Origin of the sequence: Arthrobacter sp. S41 (assembly GCF_004320535.1) — a bacterium.
GTDB lineage: Bacteria > Actinomycetota > Actinomycetes > Actinomycetales > Micrococcaceae > Glutamicibacter.
Map to the genome: position 1 here is coordinate 1,542,025 of NZ_SIHY01000001.1, position 25,388 is coordinate 1,567,412.

Annotated in this window: 23 protein-coding genes; 7 read left to right on the plus strand and 16 right to left on the minus strand. The window is 57.1% G+C overall.

What is annotated here, in order from left to right; all coding sequences use genetic code 11:
* The first annotated feature begins 18 nt into the window (after nt 1–18).
* The 6 genes from EYR88_RS07100 to EYR88_RS07125 all read left to right on the plus strand — a co-directional run bounded on the left by EYR88_RS07100 (nt 19) and on the right by EYR88_RS07125 (nt 6,003).
* Nucleotides 19–948: an AEC family transporter gene (locus EYR88_RS07100; RefSeq protein ID WP_131089818.1), complete on the plus strand. Its 930-nt coding sequence runs from the start codon at nt 19–21 to the stop codon at nt 946–948.
* 88 nt (nt 949–1,036) lie between these two features.
* Nucleotides 1,037–1,852: an amino acid ABC transporter substrate-binding protein gene (locus EYR88_RS07105; RefSeq protein WP_131088961.1), complete on the plus strand. Its 816-nt coding sequence runs from the start codon at nt 1,037–1,039 to the stop codon at nt 1,850–1,852.
* A gap of 82 nt (nt 1,853–1,934) precedes the next feature.
* Complete coding sequence (locus EYR88_RS07110; RefSeq protein ID WP_131088962.1) at nt 1,935–2,600, plus strand: ABC transporter permease subunit; 666 nt, start codon at nt 1,935–1,937, stop codon at nt 2,598–2,600.
* Nucleotides 2,587–3,354 carry an amino acid ABC transporter ATP-binding protein gene (locus EYR88_RS07115; RefSeq protein ID WP_131088963.1) on the plus strand — a complete coding sequence of 256 codons (768 nt, stop codon included), beginning with the start codon at nt 2,587–2,589 and terminating at the stop codon, nt 3,352–3,354. The genes EYR88_RS07110 and EYR88_RS07115 overlap by 14 nt, the downstream gene beginning before the upstream one ends.
* 18 nt (nt 3,355–3,372) lie before the next feature.
* Entirely contained in the window at nt 3,373–4,917 is a 1,545-nt protein-coding gene (locus tag EYR88_RS07120) for a helicase HerA-like domain-containing protein (protein WP_131088964.1), read from the plus strand.
* Between the two features lie 63 nt (nt 4,918–4,980).
* On the plus strand, nt 4,981–6,003 hold the full coding sequence (locus EYR88_RS07125) for a hypothetical protein (RefSeq protein ID WP_131088965.1): 1,023 nt from the start codon (nt 4,981–4,983) through the stop codon (nt 6,001–6,003).
* A gap of 7 nt (nt 6,004–6,010) precedes the next feature.
* Here EYR88_RS07125 and EYR88_RS07130 read toward each other — a convergent pair whose 3' ends face one another.
* From EYR88_RS07130 to EYR88_RS07205, 16 genes are all read right to left on the minus strand, one after another.
* Nucleotides 6,011–7,261, minus strand: coding sequence for an MFS transporter (locus tag EYR88_RS07130; protein ID WP_242632478.1), 1,251 nt, complete (start codon nt 7,259–7,261; stop codon nt 6,011–6,013).
* 134 nt (nt 7,262–7,395) lie between these two features.
* Nucleotides 7,396–9,309 (minus strand): NHL domain-containing thioredoxin family protein, encoded by a 1,914-nt coding sequence (locus tag EYR88_RS07135; RefSeq protein ID WP_207306471.1) that lies wholly within the window; start codon nt 9,307–9,309, stop codon nt 7,396–7,398.
* A gap of 133 nt (nt 9,310–9,442) precedes the next feature.
* Nucleotides 9,443–10,213 carry a hypothetical protein gene (locus tag EYR88_RS07140; RefSeq protein WP_131088967.1) on the minus strand — a complete coding sequence of 257 codons (771 nt, stop codon included), beginning with the start codon at nt 10,211–10,213 and terminating at the stop codon, nt 9,443–9,445.
* Nucleotides 10,206–12,260: a cytochrome c oxidase assembly protein gene (locus tag EYR88_RS07145; protein ID WP_131088968.1), complete on the minus strand. Its 2,055-nt coding sequence runs from the start codon at nt 12,258–12,260 to the stop codon at nt 10,206–10,208. The genes EYR88_RS07140 and EYR88_RS07145 overlap by 8 nt, the downstream gene beginning before the upstream one ends.
* 194 nt (nt 12,261–12,454) lie before the next feature.
* On the minus strand, nt 12,455–13,054 hold the full coding sequence (locus tag EYR88_RS07150) for a copper resistance CopC family protein (RefSeq protein ID WP_131088969.1): 600 nt from the start codon (nt 13,052–13,054) through the stop codon (nt 12,455–12,457).
* Nucleotides 13,055–13,097: 43 nt separating this feature from the next.
* Entirely contained in the window at nt 13,098–13,706 is a 609-nt protein-coding gene (locus tag EYR88_RS07155; protein ID WP_131088970.1) for a hypothetical protein, read from the minus strand.
* Nucleotides 13,707–13,858: 152 nt separating this feature from the next.
* A complete protein-coding gene (locus EYR88_RS07160; RefSeq protein WP_028268375.1) occupies nt 13,859–14,143 on the minus strand; it encodes an HU family DNA-binding protein in 285 nt (94 codons plus the stop codon).
* Between the two features lie 272 nt (nt 14,144–14,415).
* The gene (locus tag EYR88_RS07165) at nt 14,416–14,700 is read right to left on the minus strand and encodes an HU family DNA-binding protein (protein ID WP_061954273.1); all 285 of its coding nucleotides are present in this window, start codon (nt 14,698–14,700) and stop codon (nt 14,416–14,418) included.
* Nucleotides 14,701–14,873: 173 nt separating this feature from the next.
* A complete protein-coding gene (locus tag EYR88_RS07170; RefSeq protein ID WP_131088971.1) occupies nt 14,874–15,869 on the minus strand; it encodes an SDR family NAD(P)-dependent oxidoreductase in 996 nt (331 codons plus the stop codon).
* Between the two features lie 22 nt (nt 15,870–15,891).
* Nucleotides 15,892–16,863, minus strand: a complete 972-nt coding sequence (locus tag EYR88_RS07175) for an ABC transporter substrate-binding protein (protein ID WP_131088972.1) — start codon at nt 16,861–16,863, stop codon at nt 15,892–15,894.
* Nucleotides 16,860–18,188 carry an LLM class flavin-dependent oxidoreductase gene (locus EYR88_RS07180; RefSeq protein ID WP_131088973.1) on the minus strand — a complete coding sequence of 443 codons (1,329 nt, stop codon included), beginning with the start codon at nt 18,186–18,188 and terminating at the stop codon, nt 16,860–16,862. Before EYR88_RS07180 ends, EYR88_RS07175 begins: the two co-directional genes overlap by 4 nt.
* Nucleotides 18,185–19,216, minus strand: coding sequence for an LLM class flavin-dependent oxidoreductase (locus tag EYR88_RS07185; protein WP_131088974.1), 1,032 nt, complete (start codon nt 19,214–19,216; stop codon nt 18,185–18,187). Before EYR88_RS07185 ends, EYR88_RS07180 begins: the two co-directional genes overlap by 4 nt.
* Complete coding sequence (locus tag EYR88_RS07190; RefSeq protein WP_131088975.1) at nt 19,213–20,298, minus strand: LLM class flavin-dependent oxidoreductase; 1,086 nt, start codon at nt 20,296–20,298, stop codon at nt 19,213–19,215. Before EYR88_RS07190 ends, EYR88_RS07185 begins: the two co-directional genes overlap by 4 nt.
* Complete coding sequence (locus EYR88_RS07195; protein WP_131088976.1) at nt 20,298–21,263, minus strand: ABC transporter substrate-binding protein; 966 nt, start codon at nt 21,261–21,263, stop codon at nt 20,298–20,300. Before EYR88_RS07195 ends, EYR88_RS07190 begins: the two co-directional genes overlap by 1 nt.
* A 25-nt stretch (nt 21,264–21,288) precedes the next feature.
* A complete protein-coding gene (locus EYR88_RS07200) occupies nt 21,289–22,095 on the minus strand; it encodes an amino acid ABC transporter ATP-binding protein (RefSeq protein ID WP_131088977.1) in 807 nt (268 codons plus the stop codon).
* A complete protein-coding gene (locus EYR88_RS07205; protein ID WP_131088978.1) occupies nt 22,092–23,168 on the minus strand; it encodes an amino acid ABC transporter permease in 1,077 nt (358 codons plus the stop codon). Before EYR88_RS07205 ends, EYR88_RS07200 begins: the two co-directional genes overlap by 4 nt.
* Before the next feature lie 290 nt (nt 23,169–23,458).
* On the opposite strand from EYR88_RS07205, the gene EYR88_RS07210 reads away from it, so the two are divergent.
* A complete protein-coding gene (locus EYR88_RS07210; RefSeq protein ID WP_131088979.1) occupies nt 23,459–25,381 on the plus strand; it encodes an FAD/NAD(P)-binding protein in 1,923 nt (640 codons plus the stop codon).
* The last annotated feature ends 7 nt before the right edge of the window (nt 25,382–25,388 follow it).

Here is a 25,388-nt window from a genome sequence, read left to right on the forward strand (position 1 = left end):
CCAAAACCAAGGAGCATGATGACCGGAGTCCTCGAAGGCTTCTCCATCATTTGGGTGGTCATTGCCGTAGGTTACCTCGTAGGACGCACCGGAGTACTTGGAGATCAAGGACGCCACGTGCTTAGTCGCGTGACCTTCTTTGTCGCTAGCCCCGCCCTGCTATTCAGCACGTTGGCTGAATCAGATCCTGGTTCGGTCCTTGGCCCGCTGTTGTGGATCGCTGCAATCTCTGCCGCGCTCACCGCGCTGGCCTACCACGGTGTTACCGCACGGTGGCTAAAGCGTTCGTCTTCGGAGCGAATCATCACCGCGATGTCAGCGTCCACTGTGAACTCAGCAAATCTCGGTCTACCCATCGCTTTGTACGTTCTTGGTGATGCTTCCTACGCTGCTCCGATCATCTTGTTCCAATTGGCGCTGTACCAGCCAATCAACTTGGCCATGCTTGATGCCAGTACCTCGCGTCACCGCACCACCCCGCTGGCGTTGCTGCTAACAACGGTGAAGAACCCGATGATCATTGGTTCCATGCTTGGACTGGTGGTGGCGCTGACCGGTTTCAACGTTCCCTCGATTGTCCTTGAACCGATCGATTTGATCGCTGGCGCTTCGATTCCCTCAATGCTCATGGCCTTTGGCATTTCCCTTGTTGGGTCCAAGCCACTAGAGAAGAAGTCCGGGCGACGCGCCGATGTACTGATCGCCTCCGCTGCCAAACTGATTCTGCACCCGGCTTTGGCCTGGGTCTTGGCCTATTTCGCATTTGGGCTTCGTGGAGAACTGCTGGTGGCATCGGTAATCATGGCTGGTTTGCCTACCGCACAAAACGTATTTGTTAGCGCCTCACGTTATGACCAAGGTGTCATCGTGGCCAAAGATACCGTGCTCATCACTACTATCTGCGCCATACCACTAATGATGCTATTGGCCGTAGCGCTGGGAATTTAGTGTAACTTTTGACCTTCGGAATAAGCGGATGTCTCTAGACTGTTGTTAGGACTAGAGCATTACCCATCAATTCTTGAACGAGGTCATCATGAAGCGCACCATACCCCTGCTGGCAACTGCCGCAATTCTTGCCCTATCCCTAAGCGCCTGCGGCTCTTCCGGCGGCTCGGGCGATTCCTCCGCTTCGGCCTCGACCGAGGGCGGTTCCGCGTTGCAGAAGGTCAAGGATGCTGGCGTATTGACCGTGGGCACCGAGGGCACCTACCGTCCGTTCTCCTTCCACGAAGGCAATGACCTGACCGGTTACGACGTTGAAGTGATCAAGGCCGTCGGTGAAAAGATGGGTGTAGAGGTCAAGTTCCAGGAAACCCAGTGGGACGCGATCTTCGCTGGCTTGGATGCCGGACGCTTCGACGCTATCGCCAACCAGGTGGCCATCAACCCTGAACGCGAGAAGAAGTACCTGTTCTCGAAGCCGTACACCGTCTCTGAAGGCGTGGTTGTGACCAAGAGCGATAACACCGACATCACCTCCTTCGATTCGCTCAAGGGCAAGAAGACCGCGCAGTCGCTGACCAGCAGCTTCTATGAAGCAGCCAAGGCCGCCGGTGCCACCATCGAGCCGGTTGAAGGATGGGCCCAGTCGGTCACCCTGCTCAAGCAGGGCCGAGTGGATGCCACGGTCAATGACAAGCTGACCTTCCTGGATGCCCAGAAGACCAACCCGGATGACAGCATCAAGATCGCTGCCGAATCCGAGGACAAGAGCGAATCCGCAGTCACCTTGCGCAAGGGCTCCGAAGACCTGCAGGAAGCCATCGATGACGCGCTGGACGAGCTGCGCACCGATGGCGAACTCGCCTCGATCTCCAAGAAGTACTTCGGCGAAGACGTCAGCAAATAACCGCACCATCCCAAGTGAAACAGTAGACTGGCTCCACACGTATACGTCGTGGGGCCAGTCTCATTTGTCTCGAAGGTAGCTCATGGATTCGAATTGGCAGTTATTTATCGATTCGCTCTGGCCCTTGGCCAAGGGCGCAATCACCGCAAGCATTCCGCTGGCACTGATTAGCTTTGCCCTAGGCTTAGTTATCGCTTTACTCATGGCGCTGATGCGGATCAGCAAGAACCCGGCGCTCTCGGGCATCGCCCGGGTCTACATCTCGATCGTCCGCGGCACTCCCCTGCTGGTGCAGTTGTTCGTCATCTTCTATGGCATGCCCACCCTGGGCATCACCATTGACCCGTGGCCCAGCGCGATCATCGCCTTCAGCCTGAATATCGGGGCCTACGCCGCGGAAATCATCCGTGCCGCGATCCTCTCGGTTCCGACTGGCCAGTGGGAAGCCGGATACACGCTTGGCATGTCTCGCACGCGCAGCCTATTCCGGCTGATCCTGCCCCAGGCCACCCGCGTGGCCATCCCTCCATTGTCCAACTCCTTCATCTCGCTAGTGAAGGACACCTCGTTGGCTTCGACCATTCTGGTCACCGAAATGTTCCGCAAGGCCCAGGAAATCACGGCCTCGACCTACGAGTTCATGGTCCTGTACTGCGAGGCGGCCGCGATCTACTGGGTCATCTGCCTGGCGTTGTCCGCACTACAGAACTCTGTTGAAGGAAGGCTGGAAAAGTATGTCACCAAGTAACTCAACCTTGCTCAGCGTCACCGGCCTGCACAAGGCTTTCGGCGAGAACCAGGTGCTCAAGGGCATCGACTTCTCCGTGCACTCCGGCGAAGTGGTGGCCCTGATCGGCCCTTCGGGGTCCGGCAAGACCACCGCGCTGCGTTGCCTGAACGGACTGGAAATCGCCGATGCAGGAACCGTCGGATTCAACGGTGGACCGCAGGTGGACTTCGATCCCAAGACCAAGCCCAAGTCGGCTCAGATCCTGCGCGATCGTTCGGCGATGGTCTTCCAGGGCCACCACCTCTTCCCGCATCTGACAGTGCTGCAAAACGTCACCATCGGACCCCTCGAAGTCCAAAAACGCGCCCGAGCTCAGGTATTGGCCGAGGCCCACAAGTTGCTGGATCGTGTAGGGCTCGGAGCCAAGGCCGACGCGTACCCAAATTCTCTGTCTGGCGGTCAGCAGCAACGCGTAGGCATTGTCCGCGCGCTAATGCAGCAGCCTGATCTGTTGCTCTTTGATGAGCCAACCAGCGCCCTGGACCCAGAACTCGTCGGCGAGGTTCTCAGCGTCATCAAGGAACTAGCCCAAGAGGGCTGGTCGATGGTTCTGGTCACCCACGAGCTGGCCTTCGCCCGCGACGTGGCCGACACCGTGGTCTTTATGGATGGCGGAGTGGTTGTTGAAACCGGGCCGGCGGCTCAGGTTTTGTCTGCTCCGACAAATCCCAGAACACAAGCCTTCGTTCAACGTCTTTTGCACCCGTTCTAGAAAGCATAAGGTAAAGGTATGACCCAAGACACAAATGCATTGTTGACCAGCCTTATCGAAGGCTATAACTTCTCTTCGGAAGGTCTTGAACTCGGTGTAGCCCTCATTGATGGCAAGGTCGAGCCCACCGCTCCCATCAGGTTGCCGCTGAAAATGCTCAACCGCCACGGACTGGTCGCAGGTGCTACCGGTACCGGTAAGACCGTGACCTTGCAGCTGATGGCTGAGCAGTTGAGCAAAGCTGGTGTGCCGGTATTCCTCGCAGACATCAAGGGTGACCTCAGCGGTTTGGCACAGGAAGCTGTAGCTTCCGAAAAGCTCACTGCCCGCTTGGCCGAACAGGGCAAAGAATTTGCTCCCCGTGCCAACCCGGTTGAGTTCCTATCCCTCGGCGAAGGAACCCACGGAACTCCGGTTCGCGCTAGCGTTGATGCTTTTGGTCCAATCTTGTTTGCTCGTGTTTTGGAGTTGAACGAGACTCAGGAAGAATGCTTGCAGCTGATCTTCCACTACGCCGATACGAACAAACTCCCACTTGATGACCTGAACGATGTGAAGTCGGTGATTAGCTTCCTAGTCAGTGATGAGGGAGCATCAGCGTTGGAGCAACTCGGCGGCGTGTCAAAAGCCACCGCTGCAGTCATCCTTCGCGGCATCACCATCATGCAGTCGCAGGGCCTAGACCAATTCTTTGGCCAGCCAGAATTTGATACCTCAGACTTCTTGCAGGTACGCGAAAACGGTGGCGTCATCAACGTTCTGGAATTGCCCAGCGTCAATCAGCAGCCAATGCTGTTCTCCACCTTCTTGATGTGGCTTCTTGCTGACCTCTTTGAGGACTTGCCTGAAGCCGGTGACTTGGACAAGCCAAAGCTGGTGTTCTTCCTTGATGAAGCTCACCTGTTGTTCAAGGATGCAACCAAGGCCTTCACCGACGCCATCATCAATACTGTTCGGTTGATTCGTTCCAAGGGTGTAGGACTGTTCTTCATTACCCAGTCCCCTACCGACTTGCCTGATGAGGTGCTCGGCCAGCTCGGTAACCGAATCCAGCATGCGGTACGTGTATTCACCGCCAAGGACCAGAGCGCACTGAAGAAGATCATCCAGACCTTCCCGGTCAACGGAGTGGATCTGCAAGAAGCGTTGACTCAAGCCGGTGTGGGTGAAGCGGTCATTACCGTTCTTGATGAAAAGGGCGCTCCGACCCCAGTCGCGTGGACCAAGATGTCCTCGCCAGGATCAAATATTGGCCCAGCCTCCCCTGAGGTACTGGATTCGAATCTCAAGGCCTCACCGCTGGCTGCACGTTATGCCACCGCGGTAGACCGTGAGTCCGCTCGTGAAATGCTTGAGGCCAAGGCGCAGCCTGCGCCGGCGCCAGAAGCTGCACCAGAACAGCCGGCACCAGCACCGCAGCAGGAATCAGCACCACGCCAGCAGCGCCAGCCAAAGGCAGAACCAAACCCGATGCGAGACATGGCCGTAGATGCCGCAACCATGATTGGTCGCGAGCTTCTGCGAGGAATGTTCGGCAACCGTAAGCGCCGCCGCCTTTGGTAATACCCGACGCTAAAAATCGGCCAGTTACAGTTTGGAGCTCAATACCAGATAGCCTAGCTACTGATGAAGACTCCTAACTCCACGCCGATCACCGCCACCGCCTTGGCCCTTCGATGGACCCTAGCCGCGGTGGCGGTGCTCGTTTTGGCTGTTGCCGGCGTGATTATTGCTAATCGCACCCTGTTCTCCCCCTCGCATGATGTCAAAGAACTTCAGCAGGACCTCGCCAATGGCGAGGGTGCTAAAGCTCTGGGCCTGATGCAGGCCACCGTGCCAAAGGGTGACGCGGTAGCTCTGAACGGTGAAGTGCTCAAGCGTACCCAAAAGGGCGTAACAGACTTCTCCACTGATAAGGCACAGCCAGTGAAGGGCAACAAAGAACTGCGCACCGTGACCGCGCACTACAAGGTTGATGGTGTTGATAAGCAGTCCACCTACACCTTGCGCCACATCGGTAAGTCATGGCTCTTCTTTGATAATTGGGCCTTTGAACCTTCAACCCTTCCTAGCGTGAAGATCAAGGCCAATACCGTCAACGAGGTCACGGTCAACGAACAGAAGATCCCATTGGACGCCGGTGTTAGCACCCTGCCGGTCTTCTACCCTTCCGTTCTTGACGCCAGCTTCAGCACCAAGAATTTTGCTGCCGACACCCGTGGTGTGGTGGTCACTGCGCCTGCTGAAGATCCAGTGGAGATCGCGCTAAAGACCGAGCCAACTGATGCTTTCATCTCGGCCATCAATTCCAAGGTCAAGAAGTACCTCGATGATTGCACCAGCCAGCAAGTGCTTATGCCTTCCGGGTGCCCCTTCTCGTACAACACTTCGGCACGAGTTGATTCCTCAACGATCAATTGGGATATCACCAAGTACCCGACCATCAAGGTCAGCTACTACAACGGTTCCTGGGTTCTTTCGCCACTGAAGACCTCCGCAGCATTAACTCTGACCGAGCAAGATCTGCGCACTGGCTCTAAGGAAAAGAAGACCGTCAACGACACGTATTCCTTTACCGCGAAGCTGACCACCAGCACCACCGAGGTCTCCGTGGTTCCAGTAGCCGGCGGTCAACAAGTCGCTCAGTAGCCCCAGGCTACCTACCCAGCATTTCGCGGAATTGGCTACGTAGTGGCACCGCATTGGTCTTGTACTTCTGCCACGTAAACAGCGCTAGCAAGCTTGCGCCCAGTGACAGAACCGCTCCGATGGACACCGCAATCTGAGTTCCAAAAAGCTCAGCAAGCCAGCCCACCAACGGCGAACCAATCGGTGTGCCACCTTGGACCACCATCAAGTACAGAGCTAGGACGCGGGCGCGGTATTGGGATGGCACCGACATTTGCACCATCGTGTTGCAACTGTTCAGGAAGGTTAATGCTCCGAGCCCAACCGGGACCAGCATCAGGGCAAACAGAAGATAGTTTGGCATCCACGCGCTTGCTAGTGCGGCCAGTGAGAAGAATACTCCGCCGCCAATGAGGTAACGCCAGCGAGGTGCTGAACGCCGAGCAGCTAGCAGCGCACCACCAAAGGTACCCACCGCCATGATGCTGCCAAGGATGCCGTACTCCCCTGCGCCAACTCCGTAGACTTCGGTAGCCATCAGCGCGTTGGTCAGCTGGAAGTTCAGCCCAAACGTTCCGATGATGAACGCGAGGAAGAAGATCAGCAGCAGATCCTTACGGCTTTTGACGTAACTGAATCCTTCTCGCACTTGCCCTTTGCCCCGTGCCACCGGAGTAGAGGGGTGCAGCGCGTCTTTGCGCATAAAGACCAGTGAGGTGATCACCGCGATGAATGACGCACCGTTGAGCAGGAAGGCAGGTCCGGTGCCTACTAGTGCGATCACCGCTCCTGCAATGCCCGGACCGGCCAGGCGGGCCAGGTTAAAGTTGGCACTATTCAGCGCGACGGCATTAGCCAGGTGGCTTCCGGGCACCACTTCAGAAACAAAGGCTTGGCGTGCCGGAGCATCAAAAGATGCACCTATGCCCAATAATCCTGCCAAGACGTAGACCTGCCAGAGCTGGGCCGAGTCGGTGACAACCAGTAGACCCAGGATCAGGGCACATAAACCCATAAAGCTTTGCGTCACCATGAGCACGTGACGCTTATTAAAACGATCAGCAATCAAACCCGCGTAAGGGGCCAGGACAAGGACGGGAAGAAACTGCAGGCCGGTAGTGATGCCGGTAGCTACCGCATCGTGGTCGGTCAGTTCTGTCAGCACCAGCCAGTCCTGGGCCACCCGCTGCATCCACGTACCGATGTTGGAAACTAGAGCCCCAATAATCCATAATCGATAGTTGGGTATTTCTAGAGCCCTGAACATCTTCGTCGCCATAAACTTCTACCGGATCTCTCCGGCGCCTCCCGAACCTCAGTCTAATGCGACACAGCGAGGAATGCTGAGGTTTCCTCTGCATTCCTCGCTGTGAGGTTTGAAGCTATGTTTACCAACGCTGTGTCGGTGTGTGATTAGTTCACTCCACGAAGATCCAACAGCAATTCGTCATCGCCTTCTGGATCCAAGAGAACCGGGATTCCCCAGTCCTGCTGGTAAAGGTGGCAGGCTGCGTGATCTGGGATCTCGCCACCTGGCTCACCATCACAGGCCGCAGCGCGAGCGGTAATGTGCAGAACGCCGTCAGCAACTTCTGGGTTCAGCTGCAACGTGCGGGTCAAGCCCACCGAGGTTCCGCCACCGTCCAGCAACAATTCTGCTGGGCTTGAAGAAATCTTCAACTGAGTTGGATCTCCCCAACGGTCATCCAGCTTCTGCCCCTTCGGAGCGGCAAAGCGAATAACAATGTCGTGCTTGCCGGCCTGCACCTTGGTCTTCGGACGCTGGGTCTGGCTGGCGCCTTCATCAACAACCAAAGCTTCAGCAGGAATCGGCACACGCACCAGCTGGTGGGAATTGGTTTCAACAACCAGCAAAACTGGATCGCCCTCAACCGAGGAATCAACCAACACATCGGCTGGTTCCTTCAGCCCCTTGGCCAAGGTAGAAACGGTCTTGGTGGCCGGATCAAAGCGGCGCACCGCACCGTTGTATGAGTCAGCGATCGCAATGGACCGATCAGGTAGCACTGCCACACCCAATGGGTGCTGCAAGCGTGCCTGTTCAGCCTCGCCGTCACGGAAGCCGAAGTCGAACAACCCGGTGCCAACAGCAGTATTAACGCTCTTAACTTCCCCGTTCTCAACTTCAATCCAACGCAGGGCGCTGGTCTCCGAGTCAGCGATCCACACGTTTTCGCCCTCAAGGGCTAGGCCTGAAGACTGGGCGAACCAAGCTTCATCGGCTTTGCCATCCTTTAGGCCTTCCAGCCCGGTTCCAGCGAAGATGGACACCGCATTGGTTTCTGGATCAAAGGCAAAAATCTGGTGAGTTCCGGCCATCGCGATGATGATCTGGCCAGATGGGTGGAAGAGCACGTCCCACGGGGAGGACAACGAAATGTTCAACGCGTCGGTGCCCAGCTGTACTGCTTGGGTTTCCTGACGAGCATTTTCCGAATCCAGCAGGCGCTGCACACCATTGCCAGCCAAGGTACCTACAACGCCGGTGCTTAGGTTGACCGAACGCAAACGGTGGTTCACGGTGTCGGCCACAACCACGTCGTAACCGACCTTGGCGGCCAGCTCTTGAGGCAGCGCGGTCAGACCCTGCAGTTCGTTGAACTGTGCGGTGTTCGCATCGCCATCGGCGTAGCCTCGAACACCGGAGCCGATGGTGCGCACCACGGTGGACAGATCATCGGCCAGCTCAACCAAACGGTGGTGGCCCGAATCGCCGATCAGTAGGTTTCCGTTAGCCAAGGCGATGGCCTTGCCTGGGAAGCGCAGGTCGCCTTCCACAGCTTCTGGTGCCACGTAGGGGCCGTTGCCACGGTGCAAGGTGCCCTTGGCCTCGTGCTCGGTGATCAGTTCTTCAACCAGCGAACCCAGACCCTGCGCGTGACCTTCACCGGACAAGTGCGCCACAATGTAGCCCTCTGGATCCAGTACAACCAAGGTTGGCCAAGCGCGTGCGCCGTAGGCCTGCCAGGTGGTTAGCTCCGGATCATCAAGGATCGGGTGATGGATTTCATAACGCTCTACGGCCGCAGCCAAGGCATCCGGGTCAGCCTCGTGCTCAAACTTAGGCGAGTGCACACCGACGGTCACCAGCACGTCAGAGTACTTCTCCTCCAGCGGGCGAAGCTCGTCAAGTACGTGCAGGCAGTTGATGCAGCAGAAGCTCCAGAAGTCCAAGAGCACGATCTTGCCGCGCAATGCTTCAAGGTCCAGCTGTTTACCACCGGTATTCAGCCAGTTGCGGCCTACCAGTTCACTGGCGCGCACCTTGTAATTGGCGCGGACGGATTCTGTAGCGCTCATGGTCATCCTTTCGCAAATGCCGCGGCTCGGCAGTTAGAACTTTATTATCAGCCACGGCTCGGTGCTGTACTAAACGGTGTTAAGGAACATTGAGGTGCAACCGGTGCCAGCCCGGTTCTATTCCTCTGGCTCTGCCCGACTATGGAAGTTGGGACAGGGCAGCATCCATGACGCTGGTTGCCACCTTGTTGAACTTTTCGTCGGACAACGAGTTACTGGCAACGAAGGAAACCATCGCCACATACTCTTTGCTCTTTTTGATCAGGACCAGCGAATTTTGGGCGTATTCCCCGTCGCGGCTGTAGTACAGCGCAGAATCCACCGAGTCCACCTTGGGATCGGAGAACTTAAGGGTCTCGGTGTACTCGTTGGTGTTCAGCTTGACGCTCTTGCATTCAGAAAGAATGCTCTTCACGTTTTTGGTGTGCTGGACAACCGACGCGTTCCCGTCCTTGCCCAACTTAGCTACTTCGACCGAGCCGGTAATGGACTGGGATTCGTTGGTGAAGTCAGTGCGTGCCGCTTGGGTGCCCAACTGCACCGGCGACCAGTTCAAATCGTTGATCGGAGCCGAGCATTGAGCTGGCAAGACCACGATGCCCTTGAGCGTATCGGTCGGTGGGGTGGCCAGAGAGTCAAGATCTTTGCCCTTGATTTTAGCGCTGCTTGGGAAGCCCAATTGTGAGGCGATCACCGAGCCAGCTGCTGTGGCCATCTCAGGGGTAGTCGGATCTTCCTCGGAGCTCGATGCTGAGGCGCTGGGGCTAGCACTGGGTGAGGCCGTGCTTTCAGCGGCAATCTTATGCGTCTGGTCCTGTGGCATCTGGCTCTGTTCCGAGGAACAGGCGCCCAAGGACAAAGCGGTGCACAACACCAGCGGGATGCTCAATGTCTTGATGGTCTTAGGCATTGGGATTCCTTCGATCGGCCTGATTAAATTTGGCGAACATCGCGTTGTAGGCTTCCAGCTCGGCATCGTTGTCGCGTTCTGCCTGTCGGTCATAACGTTTGGTGTCTTTTTTGTCCTGTTTGAGCCAAGACAAAACCACAAAGATGGCCAAGACCAAGGTGGGTACCTCGCCGATGGCCCACATGGCGCCGGCGCCCACCACTTGGTCTTCCAGAGCGCTGCCGCCCCAGGTGCGTCCCATATTGCCGAAGTAGTCGGGAGCCAATAGGTTTTCGGTGCTCATCAATGCCACACCGAAGAAGGCGTGGAAGGCGACGGTAGCCAGCAAAACTACCAGGCGCATTGGGTATGGGTAACGCTTAGGCACCGGATCCGCATCCACCAGACTCAGCGCAAAGAGGTATCCGGTGAGCAGGAAGTGCAAGTTCATCAGCTCATGGCCGGCGTGGTAGCGCATGGCCGGTTCCAGGATCGGGGTGAAGTAGAAGATCACGATGGACCCGGCGAAGTTTACCGCAGCAAAAATTGGGTGGGTGATTACCTTCGAATAACGAGAGTGAACCAGGAACAGGATCCATTCGCGTGCTCCACGGGTGCCGTCAACGCGGGCAGGCAAAACCTGCAGCAGCAGGGTAATAGGCGTACCGAGTACCAAGAAGATGGGCACGATCATGGTCAGCGACATGTGATCAACCATGTGCGTGGAGAACTGGATTTTGCCGTAGACGGCCACCGCACCGCTGGTGACGTAGAACAGTGCGAACAGGCCAACAACCCAACTGATCAGGCGCGGCACGCTGGGCTTGTCGCCACGACGAGCCAACGTGATGAAGGCATAGAGGTAGGCCGCTAGCCCAAAGAGGCATACCGCTACCCAGATCCAGTCCATGCGCCAGGTGGTGAGCCAGCTGGCGGTGTCTGGGGCTGGTGGCAGATCGTAGCCGGTGAGCAGACGGGCCGGGGTGGTTTTTGCCGGGGCATCGTCGCTGGTTGGCGGTGCGGTTCGAGCCAGCACCGTGGCTACCGACATGACCGAGGCCATCAGGATGACTTCAACTAGAACTACCTGCCATGCAGCACGCAGCGCGGTGTACTTACCGGCCAAAAGCTGCGGAATGACCTTGCGGCGGTGAACCAGTCCGAGTGCGCCCAGGGCCAAGGTAATCAGAAGTTTGACGATGACTAGCGCGCCATAAGGTGTGGCCCACTGTCCCCAGTTGGTGATGCGGATGATCGCCGAGGCCAGACCCGAACCGATCATCAGGAAGACAACAATGGTTGCCAACCCGGAATAGCGTTGCAGGACAACTCCAGCCAGTACCTGGCCACGCTTGCGTCCCGGTGCTTGGCCTTCCAGCGTGGGAGCTAGTAGTGCCAAGACAATAATTCCGCCGAACCACAGTACGACGGCCAACAGGTGTAGGCCGATGGAGTTCACAGCAGCAAAGTGGTCATCGCCGCCGGCAGCGTGGCCGATAAAGGCCATCGGCAGGATGCCTGCGAAGGAGAAGAGCGCGGTGGCACCAACTCCGGTTTTGGAACGTACCGCCAAGGCGAGCGAGCTCACGACTGCGGCAATCACTACCATCCAGGCCCAGGCCCGGCCGGTGGTGATGGAAAGAATATAGTCCAGAATTGCGGCTGAATATTGCCCATCCAGGCTCATCGGAAGGCCGGCCAGATCCCAGAAGGTCAGCACCATGACGGTAGCTGCAGAAAGGGTCCACAACACTGCAGAACCGGCGGCAATATTCATAGCGCGAGTAAAGGCTGGATGATCCGCGCCTTGCTCATCGCGTGTGGTTTTGATGCTTCGAGGCACAATGGCGGCAGCAAAGACTAACGCGGCTATGGCCACTGACATGGATGAATGATGGATCGCTCGCGCGATCGGCAGGCTCCAGCGCACAAACGCTCCAGGATCGGCCAATTCGGCCGGACGGGCGATGCCGGTGAACAACACCGCAACCAGGAAAACTACCGCTGAAGCGAGCAGCCCGGGCAGGATGAAGCGGGTGACTGAAACCGTGCGCTTTGCTGTATCCATATCCTTCTAATCATCTCATTTTTGCTCGACGGTCACAGACCAGATCGGCCGGAACTACACCGCTACGGCGCATCTCACACCCACAGTGCACGCGTGTAAATCTCGTGCGCGAGGTGCTAATCAACGGCTTCTAAACCAGAGACCGGCAGGCCAAGGTGGATCTTTGGCCTGCCGGTCTACGAGGTGTGCGCTTACTACTTGTTGTTGCGCATGAACTTGGCCAGAACGGCAATGGCGCCACCAAGGATCACAACGCCAATAACTACCCAGATGACCGGGCTGACATTGCTGCCTGCGGCCTGAAGTGGGTTGTCATTCTCCTGCTGCGCGTCGCTAGGCTGGTCAGCCTGCGCAGATTCACTTGGAGCACTGATCATCGAGGGAGTTGGCTTAGCTGATGCGTTGACGGTGAAATCCAGCTTGCTCTCTACTGGATGTCCGTCCGAAGAAACGACGCGGTATTCCAGCTCGTATTCGCCGTTTTCCAACGATTTCGCCGGGGTGACAGTTACGGTCTTGCCCTTGGTTTCAGCCTTCGCTTCGACAGCTTTGCCATCATTGCTCAGCTCAACCACGGTGGAGTTCACACCTGACATGGTCTGCAGTTCACCGGAGAATTCCAGGGTGAGCTCCTCGGGAACCTGCTTCAACGTTGCCCCAGCTTTGGGATTTGAACTCACCAGTTCGTCGTGAGCAGAGGCGGCGGTCACCGAGGTAAATACTGCAAGGATCGCCAACGCCACTACGGCTGCGAGGCGGGTCAAATTCATTGTGGGTAGGGTTTTGCTCTTCATTGTTTTCCTTCCAAGCCCCTGGTGGGGTAATTCGTTCTATGTCTTAGGCAACAAGAACGAAGGAAGGTGGCCCGCGGCGTTCGGGCAATCGCCCCAGTTGCGCCAACTTGGGTTGAAAACGCAAAGGGAAGTATGCCGGCAGTGCGCGAGCTTCAGGAACTTGCACACGGACAAGCGAAAGGATTTTTCGGGCAGTCGACAAAGTGAGGCATGAGGCCAGAGCCCCGAGCAAACGCTCGCCGCAGTGAAGCACGATAATGCTGACTACTGCAGCCATGACGTGTGCATAAAGCATTGATTCACTATGTGCGTTGGCATAGTGGGAGCTGATGTTGTGCGCCAGTTCGATGCTGCGCCCGGTGTGCTGGATGTGTTCCATGCCAGCAACACCAGTACTGTCATGGCTCATCACCAACAGGCTCAGATGGAACAGTCCTTGACTGGCAAGCACCACTAAGCTGGTAGCCCAAACGGAGAATTTTTTGCCCACTAGCGTCATGGCGATCACCGCAGAAATGCAGCTGATCAGGCCCATGGCTACCAACGACATTTGTGTTGGAGCGCTATGCGCGTGAGCTGCAAAAGCCGTCCAAGTGCACACGCTTGCCGCCAACCAGCCGCGCATAACGCGGGTTGCGGGTTTGTGTGGCACGGTTTGCAGCCTGTTCTCCATGATCGGTGTTGAGCACGCCTGATTCTACGCGAAGTAGAAGATCCGCTCAAACGCTGTCAAAAAGAAGACCCGACCTGCCTGACGGAAAATCTCCGGCAACAAATCGGGTCTTACTCAAGCTTTAGAGAAGCTTACTTCTTGGCAACAGCTGCCTTCAGCTTCGAACCAGCGGTCAGCTTGACCGAGTGGCCTGCTGGGATCTGGATTGCTTCACCGGTCTGTGGGTTACGGCCGGTACGAGCTGCACGATCGGTGCGCTCTACAGCCAACCAACCTGGGATGGTTACCTTTTCGCCCTGGGAAATCTGGTCGACGAAAACTTCGAAGACAGCATCCAGAACACCGTTAACGGCAACCTGGGAGTTTTCGGTCTTCGCTGCAACTGCAGCAACAAGTTCGCTACGGTTCATAGCCAATGTATGGTCCTCCTGGACTAGTGATCCAAAACCCGATTTCGGACTTCGAATGCCGCGCGGTCGCACGGGCTTATCAGTGAGAACATATCAAACGTTGAGGCCCGAAATGGCCGAAAACAGCCGAAATACCGGGATTTTTTCATCTTCTTACAGAATTCTTTGGCTAACGGCACCATTTTTGGGTTCAACGCCCACTTCTGGTACGCCAGTTAAGAACACAAGGCCCATCCCCCGGCATCGGAGAGTGGGCCTTGCTTAAGCTTTAGAGAGGCTTACTTCTTGGCAACAGCTGCCTTCAGCTTCGAACCAGCGGTCAGCTTGACCGAGTGGCCAGCTGGGATCTGGATTGCTTCACCGGTCTGTGGGTTACGGCCGGTACGAGCTGCACGGTCAGTGCGCTCCACTGCCAACCAACCTGGGATGGTTACCTTTTCGCCCTTGGAAATCTGGTCGACGAAAACTTCGAAGACAGCATCCAGAACACCGTTAACGGCAACCTGGGAGTTTTCGGTCTTCGCTGCAACAGCAGCAACAAGTTCGCTACGGTTCATAGCCAATGTATTGTCCTCCTGGACTAGTGCCTCAAAACCCGGGTCCGGGTTTTGAATGCCGCACGGTCGCGCGGACTTATCAGTGTTGAACTTACCAGTTGTTGGCGACAAAATGGCATCATCACGCGGATTTTGCCGATTTCATCTAGAGAATCGAGGTGTGAAAGTTCACCTGAGCCCTATAGCGCGAAGGGATCTACTCCCTCATTCGCTTGTATCAATATCTCCCATGCCGCATCTTGAAGCACCTTGCTCCGAGTGACATTTGCCGGTCTGGCTAGCGTAATTCGGCCTTTGGAGGTCCATTGCGGGCCGAAGAAGACGCCGGGGGCACAGCGCTCCAACCCTTCGGTTAGCGCTGCCTCGACAATGGCCACCGAACCTTCATGTTTGCCCTGCGCGAAACTGCCCTGTAATCGACCCGTTAGGCGCTTTGCAAAGTCAGGTTCGTTGATTTCCTCAATCACCGGAGTGAGCCCAGAGACCGAATAACCCGGGTGCACGGCTACCGAACGAGACGGCCACTGCAGCTGACGTAATCGATGATCCAAACCAATTCCCATGCTTTGCAGTACAGCCTTGGACTGAACGTAGGCACGGTACGGGTTGTAGTCGTGCGCCAGCTTCAGATTTTTTGGATCGGTGCGCATCAGCAAAGTGGACATTGATCCAAGGGTGATCAGCCGTAGCTGTCCTTCCTTGAATTTCTCAGCCAATTCCCCGACGAGTCGGGCGTGTCCAATCACATTGGTGGTCATGGTTTGCTCATAACCCAAGGCTCCGGCTTCTCGGGTACTCGGGGTGTGGATCATTCCCGCGTTGGCCACTAGGATGTCCAGCTGACGCCCTCGAAGCTCGGCGGCCAGCGCCATCGCAGACAGGGTTGAAGCAGCGTCAAACTGCATAAATTCAACACTGGCCTCTGGCACTCGACGGCGGATGGCGGCCATGGCCTTTTCGGCACGTGACTGGTTACGACAGGCCAGAATCACATGCGCTCCCGCTGCAGCCAAACCCAAGGACGCAAAGAATCCTAAGCCTGCGTTGGCGCCGGTAACCACTGCTGTTTTACCGACGCCTAACGACTTCCAGCGCTCATAGTTGGCACGAATACTGGCCTGGGGCACGGACTGCCCCAACTGTTCTAGGGAACCCAAACGCACTGCACGATTCATGCTCCCCACGCTACTACAACCGTTAGCCTGCCAGACCTGGTGGGTTCAACCGAGAATCGGTAATTCCTTCCTCGCTCAAACCCCACTTATCCAAGATCTGTTTGTAGGCGCCAGATTTAATCAGCCCATCAATGGCCACTTCTGCAGCTTCCGCCAGTCCGCTACCCTTCTTAGTGGTCACCGCGACCTGCGCGGTATCCGGCCACCCACCGGGGAAGGAACCAATCTGCTTAACTTCTCCGGCAGTCGCCTGTTTGTAGGCACCGGATGCGTTCGGTCCAAAGCTTGCATCAGCACGCCCAGAAAGTAGCGCCAAGGTTGAAGCCGAATCATCGTCGTAGTACTGGAAATCCACTGGTTTCAGACCCTTGGCCTGATTAGCTTTGTCCCACTCAACCAAGATCTTTTCCTGGTTGGTTCCCGAGCCGACGATAATCTTCAAACCAGCCACATCTTCGGCTTTTTTGATTGGCCCAATGTCCGAATCCTTATCGGCGTAGAATCCGAGCAGGTCCTCGCGGTAGGTCGCAAAATCAAACTTCTTTTTGCGCTCTTCGGTCACCGTCACGTTACTGATCGCGGCCTCGTACTTGGCGGACTCAATACCCAACGGCCAGTCCGCCCATGACACTGGAACTAGTTCTAGTTCCAAGCCGAGAGCATCGGCGAGCGCCGCTGCGAGGTCAGCATCATTGCCGATCGGTGTGGTGTTATCGGTGGCGTAAAAACTCAGTGGTGCTGAACTTGGTGCGGTCACGATAGTGAGTTTTCCGTCGGCCGAGATCTTTTCTGGAACCACCTTTTGAGCTTTTTTATTTACCGCGACGTCCGGACGCTCTTGCTGCGGGCTCGATAGCGCCGTGTCAGCAGCATTGGTCGGTGCCTGAGATTCGGTGTTCTCCTTGGCCTCGGATGGATCGGCGCACGCACTGAGGGACACCAAACCGATCAGCGCAAGGGTGGTGAAGGCGTAACGGGATTTGTGGAGCTTCATGATACTTCCTGCACTGTCTTGAGTCGCTGGATGGCCCGCTGCTCATGGGTTTCGTCGATGGTTAGTCCGAGGTTTTCTCGCAGAGTGTCCGCATAGGCCTGTGGGTAGACTCCGCGTTCCTGAAGCCGAGGGACCAGGTGGTTGACGATGTCATCAAGCCCGGTAGGAATCAGCCACGGGGTGATGTTGAAGCCATCAACCGCACCAAGTTCTGCGTACTGAGCCAAACGGTCCGCGATCTGATCATAGGAACCGGTGAAGGTGTGGTCCGCACGGTGTGAACGGGAACGGACAAACTCGATAATGTTCTGCCCCTTCTCCTTGGCTTCGGCACGCCATGCGGCAGCCAGCTCTAGAGACTTAGCACCTTGGAAGCCACTACCTCGGGTCACTGAGCTCTGCTCGACTACTGGATCAAATTCGGGCAGTGGCCCGTAAGGATCGACGTTCTCCAGTCGAGTACCCCAGAACTGTTCAAGGTAGGCCAACGCCTGGTGTGGGCCAATCTGGTGTTCGCGGACCCAGTGGTACTTTTCTTCGGCTGCTGCGGCAGTTTCTGCCACGATGAACTCAGCTCCGGGCATGATCTTCACCGAGTTCTCGGCACGTCCCACCTTGGCTGCACGAGCGTTGATGTCCTTGCGGAATTCCAGTGCGTCTTCCAGTCCAACGTGGGCGGAGAAAATGACGTCGGTCTGGCGGGCAGCAAAGTCGCGTCCCTCGGCTGAGTCGCCGGCTTGGAAGAGCACAGGCCGATGTTGTGCGCTGGCCGGAACGGTGCCGGTGTAGTCAACGTTGTAGTGATTGCCGCGGTGGTGAACTGTGGAATCGTCCCATATCTGACGTACGGTACGCACAAAGTCCTCTGCATGAGAGTAACGCTCGTGGTGCTCTAGGTAGCCGCCTCGGCGGAAGTTTGCGCCGGTCCAGGCGTTGTGGGTGGTGACAATGTTCCAGGCAGCGCGACCCTCGGAAATCAGGTCCAAGGAGGAGAGCCGACGGGCCAAATCTGCTGGGTCGTTGTAGGTGGTGTTCTGGGTGGCTACCAAACCAATGTTGCTAGTTACCGCGGCCAGGGCTGCGAGCATGGTCTGTGCATCGGGGCGACCGGCCACATCCAGTTCATGAATGCCACCTAGGTGTTCACGCAGGCGCAGTCCCTCACCGAGGAAGAAGGCACTGAATAAGCCACGCTCTGCGGTCTGTGCAATCTGACGGAAGGAAGCAAAGTCAATCTGGGATCCCGCCTTTTCGCTGCGCCATACGGTCGAAGAGTTCACGCCTTGGAAAAAGACGCCGAATCGTAGTTGGTTCTGGGTGCTCATGATGCCTCCTGGAAGCGGTTTTTGGCCACCGGCAGTGCGAAGGTTTCGCGCAGGGTGTCACCGATGGGTGCCAGCAAGTTGCTGTGCTTCAGTTTTGGTAGTACTTCGTCAAGCAGTACGCTTGCGTCGATCCTCAGATCTCCCGGATGCAGGTGGACAAGATGTCGGCGTTGATCTTCCGGGTTGGCGGTAGCTTCCGCGAACTTTTTAAGGAAGCTAATGAGCTCATCAACACTGCCGATAAATTCGGCGCGAGGGGTTCGCTGCACGGATTGTTCGGCCGCCCGGCGGGCCCCGGTATCCCCTGCGGTGTCCAGATAAACGTCTAGTTCGATGGCTACCGCGCCCTTGCTGCTGGCGGTCTGTGCTTTGGCGAGTAGCTCATCAAGGTTGGCTGCGTTCACCTTCACCACGTCGGCACCGTTCAGTCGGCAGTGTTGCAGACCATCGGGCGTAAATAGCGGGGCCGGAGCAATAATCGGCAACTGTCCCTGAGGTGGGCGTGGGGTGATAGCCGGGCCCTTGACCGAGAAGTTTTTCCCCTCAACATCCGCGTAGTGCAACTTGGTGGCATCTAGGTAGCGTCCGGTTGCCTCATCACGAATGACCGCGTCGTCTTCCCAGCTGTCCCAGAGTCGACGGTGGGTGGTGACCACGTCGGCAGCTTCGGTACTTAGCTGGTCCTCGGGCAATATGCTGCGACCTACTGCGTCGGCCTGTACCGAATCGTTCTGCGTTTCTAAGATCCATCCGGCCCGGCCGTGGGAAATGATATCTAGGCTGGCCAGCTGGGTTGCAGTGTGAAAGGGCTCGGTAAAGAGGGCATCAATCACCGGCAGCACCGCGATGCGCTGGGTTTTCGCGGCAACAAAACTGGCGCGTTGCACCGAGTCGAGCAGGCCATCACTGGAGAAGCTCACGCCGTGGAATTCAGCAGATTCAGCGCGTAACGCTGCGAGGGCCGAATCGTTCGGATCGTTACCGGCGCCATCAAGATTGAGCGCCAGCAGCAGGGAGTACTCACTCATACTGCATACTCCTTTTCTAAGGTGTTGTTGAACTGTGGATCTGTTTCGGTCCACAAGGTGGTCTCGGTTTTCACCAGCGGAATCACTTCCTTTGCGAAGCGTTCCAACGTTTCAATTTGTGCCGCATAGGGCGCGGTGGTTGGCAGCGAAATGGACTGCAGGTCGTGACCGAAGCTCTGGTGATAATCCAAGATCTTCTCGGCGACAAACTCGGGGCTACCCACCAAGAGGGGTCCTTCGGCCACCGCGTGCTCAATGCTGCGGTACGGGGTGTTGTTCCCCGGTACATCGCGCCGGTTAGTCAGTGCTTCGTACACCGGCCCAAATTCCTTGATGGCCGCCTTGGTGCTATCGGCCAGGTACACGCCTCCCGCCCCGCTGCCCGAACCTATATACCGTGCCGCCGGATCGTGGCCTGCCTGCTCATAGGCCAGCTTGTAGTGATCGATGAGCACCTTGTAATTTTCTTTGGGCTGGATCGCATTGGCCGAGAAGAGTGGGTCACCATGTTTGGCGGCCAGTTCTGCCGAACGAAGCGAGGTGGCCGAACCATGCCAGATCCGCAGTCGTGACTGGAACGGGCGTGGGCTGGTGGTGACCTGTTCTAATTCGCTGCGGAACCGTCCGGTGAAGTTCACTGGCTCATCGGCAAAGAGGGCTTTGAGCAGCTCGTAGTTCTCTTCGAGCAAGTCCCATTGATCCTCAACCTTCCTGCCAAAGAGCGGGAAGTGCGCCACTTCGTTGCCCTTACCAATTCCCAGCTCCAGGCGCCCATGACTTAACTGATCCACGGTGGCAAAATCTTCGGCTACGCGCACCGGATCAAGAATGGAAAGCACCACCACACCGGTGTGCAGCCGAATCTTCTTGGTCCGCGCGGCAATAGCCCCAAGGACAACGGCCGGCGAGGAAGAAATGAAGGCACCTGCGTGGCGCTCGCCTACTGAGAAGGAATCAAAGCCAAGTTCCTCGGCCCGCATCGCGGACTGCACTACCTGTTCAAAGCGTTGCGCGGTATCAACCTGCAGGCCGGTGATCGGGTCAGACTGGTGCGGAATAATGTCTAGTACTTGAAAACGCATTATTTGCCCTTGTAGTTCGCCGCGTTGATGGTTTCTGATTCCGGCAGAGCCTCTTCACTCAACGACCAGCGATCTAGCACCTTGGCGTAGGTGCCTTCCTTGATGGTTTCGTTCAGTGCCGCGGTGATCTGTTCAGAGAGGCGGTTGCCGGCCTTGGTTGTTGCGGCAACCAGCGTCTCATTAGGCCATCCGGCGTTGATCTTGCCAACCACCTTCAGATCATCACGTTGGTTTTCGCGGTACACGGTGGAAGGATAAGGCGCGATGTTCAAATCGATGCGTCCCGAGGATAGAGCCAAGATGGTGTCGGCTTCACTGGAGTAGTACTGCAGTTCTGCTGGTGCCTTGCCCTTGTCCTCTAGCTCTTTGTTCCATGCCAGCAGGATCTTTTCCTGGTTAGTCCCGGAACCCACGGCGATCTTCTTGCCCGTAATGTCGTCGGCTGATTTCACGGTGATATCGCTGTCGGCGCGAGCTTCAAAGCCCATAAACGCTGCACGGTAGGTGGAGAAGTCGAACTTCTTCACTCGATCCGCGTTCACCCCAACATTGGAGAAGACTGCTTCAAAGTCGCCCGATTCGGTTTTCAGCGGCCAGTTCTCCCAACTGGTCACCTGCAAGTCCAGTTCTAGTCCCAGCTTGTCGGCGACCAACTGGGCCAGGTCCACTTCGGTGCCGATCACGGTCTTTTCATCGGTGGCGTGGAAGGAGAGTGGTACCGAGCCGGCGGTGGTGGCCACGGTGAGCTTGCCGTCCTTTTTGATCTTTTCTGGGACCGCGTCGGCCAGCTTTTGATCTTTGGTGGAGCGGATGCGGTCTTGCTCTGGTGAGGTGTTGTAGGTTGTGCTGCTCTTGGCTTCAGCGCCCGAGGATGCTGCCGGGGCGGCGGCGCCTGGGTCAGCGCAACCGGCGAGGGTGAGCAGGCCGATCGCAGAGAGGGCAGAAACTGCTGCGTACTTTTTCATGGTGCGAGTCCTTAGTGACAAAGCTTTAGATGTTAAAAGCCGGTTCGATGACTTTGGAGAGGAAGGATTTGGTGCGCTCGTGCTGTGGGTTGGCCAGTAGTTCTCTCGGGGTCCCCTGCTCCACGATTCGTCCGCCATCCATAAACACAATTCGGTCGGCGACATCGCGGGCAAACCCGATCTCGTGGGTGACGATGATCAGCGTCGTACCTGACTTGGCTAAGTCCTTGATCACTTCGAGCACCTCGGTGACCAACTCAGGGTCCAGCGCACTGGTCGGCTCGTCAAAAAGCACCACCTTGGGATCCAGGGCCAGGGCCCTCGCGATGGCCACACGCTGCTGTTGACCGCCGGAGAGCTGGCGAGGATAGGCATCAGCTTTATCCGCCAATCCCACGCGGGCTAGTAATTCTTTGGCCCGCGCCTGGGCTTTGGCCTTGGGAACCTTGCGAGCGTGGATGGGCGCTTCAACAATGTTTTGTAGGGCGGTCAGGTGCCCGAAGAGGTTGAAATTCTGGAACACCATGCCCACCTCGGTGCGCTGCGCCAAGATTTCTGCTTCGCCTCGTTCATGGAGTTTGCCGTTGCGCACCTTATAGCCGATCAATTCGCCATCAAGGCTGATGGTGCCTCGGTCCACCTTTTCCAGGTGGTTGATGGTGCGCAGCAAGGTGGATTTTCCTGAGCCCGATGGCCCAATAATGACCAAGACTTCACCCTGGGCAACATCAAGATCGATCTCGTGCAGAACTTGGGTTGTACCGTAGCTCTTGTCTACCGAACGCACCGCTACTTCTCCGCGGGTGCTAACTTCTGTGGTTGCCAGGCTCATAGCTGTCCTTTCGAGGAATTGATCGAGGTGCCGGTGGCGGCGTGGGTTGTGAAGAAACCACGCAGTTTTTGTAACGGGGTTGGTGGCAAGGTGCGCAGTGCACCGCGGGAATAGTGACGTTCAATGTAGTACTGGGCCACGCTGAGCACCGAAGTGATCACGATGTACCAAATGGTGGCCACCAGCAGCATCGGCAACACTTGCTGCGTGCGGTTGTAAATGACCTGCACGGTGTAGAACAGTTCCGAATAAGCCAGCACGTAGACGATCGAGGTGCCCTTGACCAGGCCGATGATTTCGTTGAAGGCGGTCGGCAAGATCGCTCGCATGGCCTGCGGGAGCACGATCCGGGTGGAGCGGCGCCAGCGAGGAATACCCAATGCGGTGGCCGCTTCGATCTGGCCCTGGTCCACCGAGAGAATGCCACCGCGAATGATTTCCGCACTGTAGGCCGCCTGGTTCAGGGTCAGCCCCAGCACCGCGGCAGCAAACTGGCTGATCAGGCTCGTGGTCTGGAATTCGGCGAAGGTAATTGAGGTGAACGGGACCCCCAGCCGGATGGTTTCATACAGGTAGCCGAGGTTGTACCAAAGCAATAGCTGCACCAATAGCGGGGTGGATCGGAAGATCCAGGAGAAGGTCCACGACACCGAGCTAAATAATGGCGAGCGTGATAACCGCATCAGCGCCAGCACAAAGCCGAGCGCAAAGCCCAGGCTGCCGGAAATCAACGTGAGCTTCAGAGTCTGCCCGAGTCCGCGAAGAATGGATTCGGCGGTGAACCATTGCGCCACCACACCCCATTCCCACCGTGGGTTAGTAATCAACGAGTACAGGATCGCTGCGGCGATTCCGGCAACAACCACGGTGCCGACCCAGCGCCACGGATGGACCGCGGCAACCACCTTGTAGTCAGCAATAGCACTATCGGTAGTGTAGCTCGGCGTTACTACCGGCTGCACTGTCTCCGACTCGGTGTTCTGCACGGTGTTCTGAACTTTGTCCAGCGCAGTCTCCGGCGTTGTGTCCTGCACGGGATCTGGGTTGGTGACCCGGGTACTTGTCGGTGGCATCGTTTGCTCCTTGTATGGCTTTGTTTCTCTTGAGGAACACGCTAGAGCCGTGGGGACGACCACCGCATCTGGCTAGTTCACGCTCGTTCACTCAAAGACACCATGTGTCGAAATGACGAAAAGTGACGGCCAAAACCGGGCGTTTTATAACGACGTGTTGCTGCTGCATCTCGGTCCGTGAACTTTGCGTCCTTGCAAGTCACACCCGCTAGCGTCGGACAAAGCAAGGCTCCTAATCTGGCGCTAACTACAGATTCCGCACCTACCGGCCGGCGGCGCAAAGGAGAAAAATGTCCGAGCAGCACATCGTTTTTATCGGCGGCGGCCCACGCACCGCGATGATTCTCGAGCGCATCAGTGCCAACCGTGAGTTGTTGGACAACACCGCCCTGCACCTACATGTCGTTGACCCCTTCCCGGTGGGTGCCGGACGCATCTGGCGCGAAGATCAAAGCCCGCTGCTTAAACTCAATTCGCGCGCCGCGGATGTCACGATGTTTACCGACGCGTCGGTGCAGTGCCTGGGCCCAGCCAAGGACGGCCCTGCCTTAGATCAGTGGGTGCAGCTTATTCGCGACGGGCAGCTTCACGATGTGCCTTCCTTATTGCTCACCGATCCGCTGCTGCGAGCCGAGGTTGCTCGCCTGGGTCCTGCCGATTTTCCGACCCGGCGTTTGCAGTCCTGCTACCTACGCTGGTTTTTCGCCCGCGCGCAGGCCTCATTTGCCAGCCCGGACGTCATCAAAATCCATCAGGATACGGCCGTGGATCTGCTCTCCGAGTCCAGCACCCATCGAGTGCTCCTTGCCTCAGGTCGTGAAATCGTCGCCGATCAGGTTGTCCTCGTTCAGGGTCACCTAGACGCGCGGTTGGAATCCGATGCCCGATCCCTAGAATTTGCCGCCCACGCCGACACCGCCGATCATTTGGGCTACATCCCGCCCGGCTACACCAACGACATCAACTTTCAGACACTGTCGGCCGGGACCGAGGTCTTGGTTTCTGGCATGGGGCTGGCCTTCACCGACCTATTTGTGCTGCTTTTTGAGGGCCGCGGGGGCAAGTTTGTTGCCGGCGAGAACGGAAGTTTGCGCTATCTGCCCAGCGGCCAGGAACCGAAACTTCTGGCCGGTTCGCGGCGCGGGGTTCCGTATCACAGCAAAATTCGCAGCACCACCACTGCGCCGCTGAGCACCGGTTACTTCACCGAAGAAGCCGTCAATGAATTACACGCGCAGCACGGCGAACTGGACTTTTTTGCCCATGTTTGGCCATTGATCGCCAAGGAAGCAGCCTTCTTTTACTACCGCGAAATTTTTGCCACGCCCCACTCATTCGCACCAAGTATCTGGAGCGAATTCCATGCCCGCTTCGATGCCATCTCTTGGTATTCGCCCGAACGCACAAGCCTCGTGGCCCAATTTGTCGCCCCAGAATTCCGGCTGGAATTTGAGGACCTAGAATTCCCGCTGCCCATCCCCCGGCCATTGCCCGCCCAAGGCCAAGCTCAAGAGCTCAACCAGCTGGTGCGCGAACATATCAAAGAGGATTTGCGGGTGCGCGATTCGGCCGATCATCCACAGTTCCAGGCACTATTTTTTGGTCTGCTCAAATCCTTTGTCACCCTGCCCGTCGTCGACGCCCTACTCAGTGACACCGGTCGAATTCAGCTAGCAGGATGGTGGCAAGGCTTCTTCAGCTTTGTCGATTCTGGCCCACCGGCGCACCGTCTGCGCGAGCTACTCGCCCTACACGAGGCAGGATTTATCAGCTTCTTGGGTCCAGAAACCTCATTCGGTTTTGACGCCAATCGCCAGCTTTTTTGCGCCCAAACCCTCGCCGGCGAAGTGCACGCGCCGTGGTTCATCGAAGCACGGCTACCATCGACCCACATTTCAACCAGCACCGATCCCCTGCTGGTCTCGTTGTACCACCAGGGATTGATCACCGAAGAACCCGGAGGTTCAGGAAAAATGCACATCACTTCACTGCGCCAAGTCATCGGTCGTGGCGGGAGCATCCACCGTTGGCTCTTTGCCACCGGTGCTACCGCCGGTCGATTCCAAGGCGGGGCGTTCTCCCGGCCGAACTCCAATTCCGCGCCCTTTGCTGATAGTGACGCACTGGCCCGCGAACTGCTCTCCGCACCGGCGGCCATGAACCAGTGGGAATTAGCCGGCGCCATCGCCCAAACCCATCGGACCCTAGGCTAGAAGATCA

Excerpts from the sequence above, each read along its gene's own strand:
- EYR88_RS07100 (WP_131089818.1), top strand. The coding sequence starts at position 19 with ATGACCGGAGTCCTCGAAGGCTTCTCCATCATTTGGGTGGTCATTGCC.
- EYR88_RS07105 (WP_131088961.1), top strand. The coding sequence starts at position 1,037 with ATGAAGCGCACCATACCCCTGCTGGCAACTGCCGCAATTCTTGCCCTA.
- EYR88_RS07110 (WP_131088962.1), top strand. The coding sequence starts at position 1,935 with ATGGATTCGAATTGGCAGTTATTTATCGATTCGCTCTGGCCCTTGGCC.
- EYR88_RS07115 (WP_131088963.1), top strand. The coding sequence starts at position 2,587 with ATGTCACCAAGTAACTCAACCTTGCTCAGCGTCACCGGCCTGCACAAG.
- EYR88_RS07120 (WP_131088964.1), top strand. The coding sequence starts at position 3,373 with ATGACCCAAGACACAAATGCATTGTTGACCAGCCTTATCGAAGGCTAT.
- EYR88_RS07125 (WP_131088965.1), top strand. The coding sequence starts at position 4,981 with ATGAAGACTCCTAACTCCACGCCGATCACCGCCACCGCCTTGGCCCTT.
- EYR88_RS07130 (WP_242632478.1), bottom strand. The coding sequence starts at position 7,261 with ATGGCGACGAAGATGTTCAGGGCTCTAGAAATACCCAACTATCGATTA.
- EYR88_RS07135 (WP_207306471.1), bottom strand. The coding sequence starts at position 9,309 with ATGACCATGAGCGCTACAGAATCCGTCCGCGCCAATTACAAGGTGCGC.
- EYR88_RS07140 (WP_131088967.1), bottom strand. The coding sequence starts at position 10,213 with ATGCCTAAGACCATCAAGACATTGAGCATCCCGCTGGTGTTGTGCACC.
- EYR88_RS07145 (WP_131088968.1), bottom strand. The coding sequence starts at position 12,260 with ATGGATACAGCAAAGCGCACGGTTTCAGTCACCCGCTTCATCCTGCCC.
- EYR88_RS07150 (WP_131088969.1), bottom strand. The coding sequence starts at position 13,054 with ATGAAGAGCAAAACCCTACCCACAATGAATTTGACCCGCCTCGCAGCC.
- EYR88_RS07170 (WP_131088971.1), bottom strand. The coding sequence starts at position 15,869 with ATGAATCGTGCAGTGCGTTTGGGTTCCCTAGAACAGTTGGGGCAGTCC.
- EYR88_RS07175 (WP_131088972.1), bottom strand. The coding sequence starts at position 16,863 with ATGAAGCTCCACAAATCCCGTTACGCCTTCACCACCCTTGCGCTGATC.
- EYR88_RS07180 (WP_131088973.1), bottom strand. The coding sequence starts at position 18,188 with ATGAGCACCCAGAACCAACTACGATTCGGCGTCTTTTTCCAAGGCGTG.
- EYR88_RS07185 (WP_131088974.1), bottom strand. The coding sequence starts at position 19,216 with ATGAGTGAGTACTCCCTGCTGCTGGCGCTCAATCTTGATGGCGCCGGT.
- EYR88_RS07190 (WP_131088975.1), bottom strand. The coding sequence starts at position 20,298 with ATGCGTTTTCAAGTACTAGACATTATTCCGCACCAGTCTGACCCGATC.
- EYR88_RS07195 (WP_131088976.1), bottom strand. The coding sequence starts at position 21,263 with ATGAAAAAGTACGCAGCAGTTTCTGCCCTCTCTGCGATCGGCCTGCTC.
- EYR88_RS07200 (WP_131088977.1), bottom strand. The coding sequence starts at position 22,095 with ATGAGCCTGGCAACCACAGAAGTTAGCACCCGCGGAGAAGTAGCGGTG.
- EYR88_RS07205 (WP_131088978.1), bottom strand. The coding sequence starts at position 23,168 with ATGCCACCGACAAGTACCCGGGTCACCAACCCAGATCCCGTGCAGGAC.
- EYR88_RS07210 (WP_131088979.1), top strand. The coding sequence starts at position 23,459 with ATGTCCGAGCAGCACATCGTTTTTATCGGCGGCGGCCCACGCACCGCG.